This is a genomic window from Micromonospora endophytica (assembly GCF_003236305.1).
GTDB classification, from domain to species: Bacteria; Actinomycetota; Actinomycetes; order Mycobacteriales; family Micromonosporaceae; genus Micromonospora; species Micromonospora endophytica.
In genome coordinates this window covers 1-8,051 of record NZ_POTX01000262.1, presented here as the reverse complement: position 1 = coordinate 8,051, position 8,051 = coordinate 1, and the positions used below count along the sequence as shown (strand labels likewise).

General features: G+C 72.4%; 8 protein-coding genes. 6 read left to right on the top strand and 2 right to left on the bottom strand.

Annotated elements, in window-relative coordinates; all coding sequences use genetic code 11:
* A partial coding sequence (locus tag C1I93_RS26040; protein ID WP_111245921.1) for a 3-deoxy-7-phosphoheptulonate synthase occupies positions 1–1,093 on the bottom strand: 1,093 nt, incomplete at its 3' end.
* A 289-nt stretch (positions 1,094–1,382) separates the two neighbouring features.
* Here C1I93_RS26040 and C1I93_RS26035 point away from each other — a divergent pair.
* The 4 genes from C1I93_RS26035 (at position 1,383) to C1I93_RS26020 (ending at position 5,597) form a co-directional block, all read left to right on the top strand.
* On the top strand, positions 1,383–2,531 hold the full coding sequence (locus tag C1I93_RS26035; protein ID WP_111245920.1) for an alkaline phosphatase PhoX: 1,149 nt from the start codon (positions 1,383–1,385) through the stop codon (positions 2,529–2,531).
* 104 nt (positions 2,532–2,635) lie between these two features.
* Positions 2,636–2,851, top strand: a complete 216-nt coding sequence (locus C1I93_RS26030) for a hypothetical protein (protein ID WP_111245919.1) — start codon at positions 2,636–2,638, stop codon at positions 2,849–2,851.
* Positions 2,852–2,955: 104 nt separating this feature from the next.
* Positions 2,956–4,248, top strand: a complete 1,293-nt coding sequence (locus C1I93_RS26025) for a M16 family metallopeptidase (protein WP_111245918.1) — start codon at positions 2,956–2,958, stop codon at positions 4,246–4,248.
* Positions 4,245–5,597, top strand: a complete 1,353-nt coding sequence (locus C1I93_RS26020) for a M16 family metallopeptidase (RefSeq protein ID WP_111245917.1) — start codon at positions 4,245–4,247, stop codon at positions 5,595–5,597. The genes C1I93_RS26025 and C1I93_RS26020 overlap by 4 nt, the downstream gene beginning before the upstream one ends.
* A gap of 48 nt (positions 5,598–5,645) precedes the next feature.
* Here the strand turns inward: C1I93_RS26020 and C1I93_RS26015 are convergent, their stop codons facing one another.
* On the bottom strand, positions 5,646–6,086 hold the full coding sequence (locus C1I93_RS26015; protein ID WP_111245916.1) for a hypothetical protein: 441 nt from the start codon (positions 6,084–6,086) through the stop codon (positions 5,646–5,648).
* A 303-nt stretch (positions 6,087–6,389) separates the two neighbouring features.
* Between C1I93_RS26015 and C1I93_RS26010 the strand changes: the two genes are divergently transcribed.
* Both C1I93_RS26010 and C1I93_RS26005 read left to right on the top strand, forming a co-directional pair.
* Entirely contained in the window at positions 6,390–7,412 is a 1,023-nt protein-coding gene (locus tag C1I93_RS26010) for an aspartate-semialdehyde dehydrogenase (RefSeq protein WP_111245915.1), read from the top strand.
* Positions 7,413–7,491: 79 nt separating this feature from the next.
* Positions 7,492–7,908, top strand: a complete 417-nt coding sequence (locus C1I93_RS26005) for a CBS domain-containing protein (RefSeq protein WP_111245914.1) — start codon at positions 7,492–7,494, stop codon at positions 7,906–7,908.
* Positions 7,909–8,051 lie beyond the last annotated feature (143 nt).

Sequence of the window (8,051 nt, the reverse complement as noted above, 5' to 3'; positions counted from 1 at the left end):
GGAGGGAGTGGGGGTGGGCGGCGCGGCGGGTGCGGACGGCGGTGGCGAGCTGGGTCAGCACCTCGTCGGTGGTGTCCCAGCCGATGCAGGCATCGGTGACCGACTGGCCGTACGTCAGCTCCCGGGTGGGGTCGAGATCCTGCCGGCCGGGTACGAGGAAGCTCTCCAGCATGATCCCGACGATGCCCCGCTGCCCGGCGGCGATCTGCCCGGCGATGTCGGCGGCCACCGTGGGCTGGTTGCGGTGGTCCTTGCCGCTGTTGGCGTGGCTGGCGTCCAGCACCAGCCGTTCCGGCAGGCCGGCGGCGCGCAGCAGGTCCAGCGCGCCGGCCACCGACGCCGCGTCGTAGTTCGGTCGGCCCCCGCCGCCGCGCAGCACCAGGTGACCGTCGGCGTTGCCCCGGGTGTGCATGATCGCCGGGGTGCCGGAGACGTCGATGCCGGGGAAGACGTGCGGTACGCCGGCGGCCCGGATCGCGTCGACCGCCGTGGCGATGCTGCCGTCCGGGCGGTTCTTCATGCCGATCGGCATGGACAGGCCGGAGGCCAGTTGGCGGTGCACCTGGCTCTCCACGGTGCGGGCCCCGATCGCCCCCCACGCCACGGTGTCCGCGATGTACTGCGGTGTGATCGGGTCGAGGAACTCGCACCCCACCGGCAGGCCGAGACGCAGCACGTCGAGCAGGAGCGCCCGCGCCTTGCGTAGACCGGTGTTGACGTCGCCGGAGCCGTCCAGCGCGGGATCGTTGATCAGACCCTTCCAACCCACCGTGGAACGCGGCTTCTCGAAGTAGACCCGCATCACCACCAGCAGGTCGTCGGCGACCCGCGCGGCTGCCTCGCGGAGCCGGTGAGCGTACTCCAGGGCGGCGGCCGGGTCGTGCACCGAGCAGGGGCCGACCACCACCAGCAGCCGGTCGTCGACCCGGTCGAGCACCTGACCGACGGCGCGTCGCCCGGCGATCACCGCCGAGGTGAGGTCGTCGTCCAGGGGGAGTTCGTGGTGCAGCAGGGCCGGGGTGGTCAGCGGCACGACACGGTCGATCCGCTGGTCGATGACCCGGTGGTTGTCCGGGGTCGTCACGGTGGGCATCCTTCCGCCGACCGCACCCGGGGCCGGTGCCCGGGTCGAGCCGGCTGCTCGTACGCGAAAGGGCAGGAACGAAAGCTCCTGCCCGGCCGGCTCGAAAACGGTGACGTCAGATCATGGTGAGGTCACCGGCTTGCGAGCCGGCTGCCTAAACCATCGATACGACCGTGTCACGGCGGTAAGACTACCGCACGCACCGCCGCTGTTCACCCTCTGCCGTGGTCGAGGTCGCACCCGCCGAGCGGCCATGGGTAGCGTGAGCGGTGCCCGGCGAAGTCGTGCGGAGGTGCCGATGGATCGTCGTACCGTGCTCCGGAGTGCCGTCGCCGGTGGTGCTGCCGCCCTCTCCGGCAGCCTCTGGGCCTGTGCCGCAGCCAGGCCCGAACGCCCTGGTCCCAGCCCTTTCGGCGCGCTGGCAGCCCCGAACGGCAACGGCCTCCAACTGCCCGCCGGATTCTCCAGCCGGGTCGTCGCCCGGTCCCGGCAGGTGGTGCCCGGCACCTCGTACACCTGGCACGACGCGCCCGACGGCGGCGCCTGCTTCGCCGCCGGCACGGGTTGGATCTACGTCTCGAACTCCGAGATCACCCCGGACGGCGGGGCCTCGGCGATCCGGTTCGACGCCGACGGCGGCATCGCCTCGGCGTACCGGATCCTCTCCGGCACCCACCGCAACTGCGCCGGCGGCGCCACACCGTGGGCGACCTGGCTCTCCTGCGAGGAGGTCAGCCGGGGGTACGTCTACGAGACGTACCCGCAGGGCGGTGCGGCGGCGGTGCGCCGCGCCGCGATGGGACGGTTCACCCACGAGGCCGCGGCGTGCGACCCCGACCGCCGGGTGGTCTACCTCACCGAGGACGAGCCGGACGGCTGTTTCTACCGGTTCCGGCCGAGGACCTGGGGCGACCTCTCCGCCGGCACCCTGGAGGTGCTGGTCGCCGGCACCGCCGCCAGCGGCCCGGTGACCTGGGCCCAGGTGCCCGACCCCGGCGCCGCCGGCACACCGACCCGCGACCAGGTCGCCGGCGCCAAACGCTTCCCGGGTGGTGAGGGCTGCTGGTACGCCGACGGCACCTGCTGGTTCACCACGAAGGGCGACAACCGGGTCTGGGCGTACGACGCGGTCAAGCAGCGCATCGAGCTGGCGTACGACGACTCGCTGGTCTCCGGCACCGCGCCGCTGACCGGCGTGGACAACATCACCGGTGCCCGTTCCGGCGACCTCTACGTCGCCGAGGACGGCGGCAACATGGAGATCTGCGTGATCACGCCGGACGGGGTGGTCGCACCGTTCCTGCGCGTCACCGGCCAGTCCTCATCGGAGCTCTGCGGCCCGGCCTTCTCGCCGGACGGCACCCGGTTCTACTTCTCCTCGCAGCGCGGCAGCTCCGGTGCATCCGCTGGCGGGATCACCTACGAGGTGCGCGGTCCGTTCCGCTGAGGCGTTGACAAGTGTTAATAGGGGGCCCCTTCACCACCCCAGGCGTTAATAGGGGGACCCTCCTTATCGGCGTGCGGGCGCAGGGCGGTGGGTATGGAAGCGGCATGAGTGATGAGCGGAGCGACCAGGAGCGGGTGGAGTCCCGCGCCCACCTGCTGCCCGAGGAGGCGGCCGCCGGCAGCGACGACCCGCAGGCCCAGGCCGACGCGATCCTCGCCGAGTCCGATCTGCGGGAAGCCGACCGGAACGCCGCCCCCGACACCGTGCTGGAACGGCGTACCTCGGATCAGACGGTGACCCCCATCGAACCGCCGGACTGAGCGGCGTGGTCCGGCGTCGAACCGTCGGACCGCGGGCCATGCGCCGGCTCGCCGGCGCGTGGCCCGGGCCGTGTCCACGCGCGGGATCGGATAGCGTCGGTGCCATGCCCGACAGCGGTTACCCCTGGCCCATCTCGACGACCCGACTGGACAACGGCCTGCGCGTGGTGGTCAGCGAGGACCGCACCGCCCCCGCGGTCGCGGTCAACCTCTGGTACGACGTCGGTTCGCGGCACGAGCCGTCCGGCCAGACCGGCTTCGCGCACCTTTTCGAGCACCTGATGTTCGAGGGCTCGCTGCATGTGGCAAAGACCGAGCACATGAAACTGGTGCAGGGGGCGGGCGGGTCGCTCAACGCGACCACCAACCCGGACCGCACCAACTACTTCGAGACGGTCCCGGCCGAGCATCTCGAACTGGCGCTCTGGCTGGAGGCCGACCGGATGGGCGGGCTGGTGCCGGCGCTGACCCAGGAGACGCTGGACAACCAGCGGGACGTGGTCAAGAACGAACGCCGCCAGCGCTACGAGAACGTGCCCTACGGCGACGCCTGGCTGCGGTTGCTGCCGCTGCTCTATCCGCCGGGCCACCCCTATCACCACGCCACCATCGGCTCGATGGCCGACCTGAACGCCGCCGACCTGGCCACCTTCCAGGCGTTCCACCAGACCTACTACGCCCCCAACAACGCGGTACTGACCGTCGTCGGCGACACCACCACCGAGGAGGTGGTGGCCCTGGCGGAGAAGTATTTCGGCGCCATCCCGCCCCGGTCGGAGATTCCACCGGCGCCCGACGGCCGGGTGGTGCCGGCCACCGGCGTGCCGATGGCAGAGACGGTGGTCACCGACGTGCCGGCACCCCGGGTGTACGTCGCGCACCGCACCTACCCGTTCGGCACCCCGGGCTACGACGTGCTGACGGTGCTCGCCACCGTGCTCGGCAGCGGCCGGGGCAGCCGGCTCTACCAGCGGCTCGCCGACGGTGAGCGGATCGCCCAGCCGGACCTGGTCGGGGCGTACGGGGTGGATCTGGCGCACGGGCCGGCACCGCTGATCGCCACCGCCACGGCCCGGCCGGGAGTGAGCGGCGAGCGGCTGGCCGCCGGCCTGGCGGAGGTGGTCGACGAGCTGGCCACGGTGCCGGTGACGGCGGCCGAGTTGGCGCGCGCGAAGGCGCTGCTCGCCACCGCCTGGTGGCGGCAGATGTCCACGGTGGACGGTCGGGCGGACGCCCTGGGCCGGTACGCCACGCAGTTCGGCGACCCGGCCACCGTGGCCGAGCGCCTGCCGGCCTGGCTGTCGGTGACCGCCGAGCAGATCACCGAGGCGGCCACCGAGGTGCTCGTCGCCGACGACCGGGTGACCCTGACCTACCAGCCCGAGGAGAAGCCGTGAGCCTCATCGCCGACCGTCCCGGCCCGGGTGCGGCCCGCCCCTACCGTTTTCCCCAGGTGCTCCGCCGGAGCATCGCGGGAGGTCAGGTCGTCGCCGCGCACCTGCCCGGCCAGAACCTCGCGGTGGCGGTGCTGTTGCTCGACGCCGGCGCGGGCCGGGAGCCGGTGGGCTCCGAGGGGCTCGGCGGGGTGCTGGCCAAGGCGCTGGAGGAGGGCACCGCCCAGCGGGACGCCACCGCGTACGCGCTGGCCATCGAGGCGCTCGGCACCGAGCTGGTGACCGGGCTGGACTGGGACAGCTTCCAGGCCAGCGTGCAGGTGCCGGTGGAACGGCTGGGCGCCGCCGTGGAACTGCTCGCCGAGGCGGTACGCACGCCGAAGCTGGACCCGGAGGACGTCCGCCGGGTCCGCGACGACGAGGCGACCGCGCTGCGGATGGACTGGGCCAATCCCGGCCCGCGCGCCGACGCGGTGCTCCGGGCCGACCTGTTCGGCGCCGACAACCGGTGGGGCCGCCCGATGTACGGCGACCCGGGCTCGGTGGCCGGCCTGGACGCCGAGGACGTCACCGTCTTCCACTCCGAGTGGTTCATCCGCCCCGGCACCCTCGTGGTCGCCGGGGACCTGGACCGGATCGACCTGGACGCGCTGGCCGCGGCGGCGTTCGCCGGCACCGCCGGTGGGCCGGTTGACCGAGGTTCGGCGATCGAGGTGCCGCTACGCGGCGACCGGCGGATCATCCTGGTCGACCGGCCCGGCTCGGTGCAGTCGACGCTGCGCCTCGGCCATTCCGCGCCGCACCGCGCCCACCCCGACCACGTGCCGATCTCGCTGGCCGGCACGGTGCTGGGTGGCGCGTTCACCTCCCGGCTGAACCACCTCATCCGCGAGGTACGCGGCTACACGTACGGCATCCGGGGCGAGTTCGCCTCGTCCCGGCGGTTCGGCCGGTTCGGGGTCAGCTCCGGGGTGCAGACCGCGGTGACCGCCCCGGCGCTCGTCGAGTCGGTAGGCGAGATCGCGCGTACCCAAGCCGGCGGGGTGACCGAGGACGAACTGGCGGTGGCCCGATCCTGGCGGGCCGGGCAGCTCTCGGTCGAGTTGCAGAGCCCGCGCGCGATCGCCGGGGCGCTGACCACGCTCGTGGTGCACGACCTGCCCGACGACTACCACGCCCGGTTGCGCGAGTCCCTGCTCGCCGCCGACGTCGCGCAGGTTTCCGCCGCCGCCGCCAGCTACCTGCACCCGGAGTCGCTGACCCTGGTGGTGGAGGGGGACGCCGCGGTGATCCGCGACGATCTGGTCGCCACCGGCCTCGGTGACGTGATCGACCATCCCGGGTCGAGCTGAAGCCGCTCGTCGAAGTCCCGGGCCTGCCGCAGGCCGGCCCGGGACTTGCTAGGCCGGGACGCCGGACCGGTCGTTGGTGGTCGGGGTCGACGTGCCCCTGGTCCGGGCCGCCAGGACCGCGAGCGCGGCGAAGCTGACCAGCACGGACAGGATGGCGACCGGCCCGCCCGACCCGAGCCTGGGCATGACCGCCGGAACGATGTCGTCGAAGAAACTGCTCGCGTCGTCGTACCGGGTGGCGATGACGACGGCGGCACCGGCCGCCACGACTCCCGCCACCGCGCCGACCGCGAGGTTCCGGCGCGCCGAGGGCCGCAGCAGTGCCCACAGCGCCGCGCCGTACAGGACGACGACGGCGGCGACGTGGAGGAACCAGCCGGGGAATCGGTGCAGCGGTATGTCGATGCTGCCGTAGCGGGCCCACGGCAGCACGAGAACCGCCAGCAGGTTGCCGAGTGCGCCCAGGGCGACGGCGATCCGGACCGCCATGTTCAGCTCCCATCCTTCGATGCGCTTGGTAAATATTTACCGACGCCCCTCATCGTTCCGAGAGGGCACGGATCGCCGGTTGGCAGAGTGCGGATGTGATGTCGGTCGCGTGGCGACGCGACGGCGAGGCGGCTCCGGGGTGAGATGTTGCGGCCAGCGGGACGGGAAGGCGTCATTTTTCCGGGCATCATGCCTGCTGGCAGGGGTCGGCGCCCCGGTGTGACCACCGCGACGGGCCGGTACCGACGCCGGCCGTGGGAAAGCGTTCCCGGTCGACCCCGCAGGCTGGGTAGCCTCGCGGGCATGAGGATCGGCATTGTGGGTGCCACCGGCCAGGTCGGCGGCGTCATGCGGCAGGTGTTGGCGGACCGGGAGTTCCCGGCGGAGCAGGTGCGGTTCTTCGCCTCGGCGCGATCGGTGGGACGGACGCTGCCGTGGCGCGGCGAGGAGGTCGCCGTCGAGGACGCGGCCACCGCCGACTACTCGGGGCTGGACATCGTGCTCTTCTCCGCCGGCAAGGGCAGCGCGAAGCAGTTGGCGCCGCGGGTCGCCGCCGCCGGGGCGGTGGTCATCGACAACTCGTCGGCGTTCCGGATGGATCCGCAGGTGCCGCTGGTCGTCGCCGAGGTCAACCCGCACGCCGCAGCCGATCGGCCGAGAGGCATCATCGCCAACCCGAACTGCACCACCATGGCCGCGATGCCGGTGCTGCGCCCGCTGCACGCCGAGGCGGAGCTGGTCAGCCTGGTCGTCTCGACGTACCAGGCGGTCTCCGGTGCCGGCCTCTCCGGCGTCGCCGAGCTGGACGAGCAGGTCCGCAAGGTCGCCGAGAACGCCGCCGGCCTGGCTTTCGACGGCACCGCTGTGGAGTTCCCCGCCCCCCGCTCGTTCGCCCGGCCGATCGCGTTCAACGTGCTCCCGCTCGCCGGCTCGATAGTCGACGACGGGTCGGCGGAGACCGACGAGGAGCAGAAGCTGCGCAACGAGAGCCGCAAGATCCTGGAGATCCCCGAGCTGAAGGTCTCCGGCACCTGCGTCCGGGTGCCGGTCTTCACCGGCCACTCGCTCCAGATCAACGCCCGGTTCGCCCGGCCGATCAGCCCGCAGCGGGCGTACGAGCTGCTCGCCGACGCGCCAGGGGTGGCGCTCAGCGACGTGCCGACGCCGTTGCAGGCCGCCGGGCAGGACCCGACCTTCGTCGGCCGGATCCGCGCCGACGAGACCGTCGAGCACGGGCTCGCGCTGTTCTGCTCCAACGACAACCTGCGCAAGGGCGCCGCGCTCAACGCCGTGCAGCTGGCCGAGCTGGTCGCCGCCGAGCGCTGACCGCTCGGCGGGTGGGCGGCGTTACTGGTCGCGGCCGTCGGGTAGACCCATGGTTGCCCTACACCGAGAGGGAGGCGCCATGACAACCGTCGGAGAGTTCATGACGACCCGGTTGGTGACCATGGACGGCAACGACACGCTGGCCGCGGCGGCCCGGGAGATGCGTGACTCGGCGATCGGCGACGTGGTGGTGACCGACGGCGACAAGGTGGTCGGCATCGTGACGGACCGGGACATAGCGGTCCGGGGCGTGGCCGAGAACCTGGACCCGGAGACCACCCGGCTGAATCAGGTCACCACCAGGGACGTGGTGACGGTGAGCCAGTACGACGACAGCGTCGCCGCCGCCGACCTGATGCGGACGTACGCCGTACGGCGGCTGCCGGTGGTCGAGGAGGGCCGGGCGATCGGTCTGGTGTCCATGGGTGACCTGGCTGTCGAGCGGGAACCCCAGTCGGTGCTCGCCGACATCAGCGCCGACGACCCCAACAACTGACGCACCGCACCACGAAGCCGGCTCCCCACCCCGGGGAGCCGGCTTCGTCGATCTAGGGACAAGTGTCGTTAGTCGATCTCCAGTAACGACGATAGGCCCTAGATCGACGGGTGGGGTCACCTGGTTTGGGTGAGGTTGGGGGG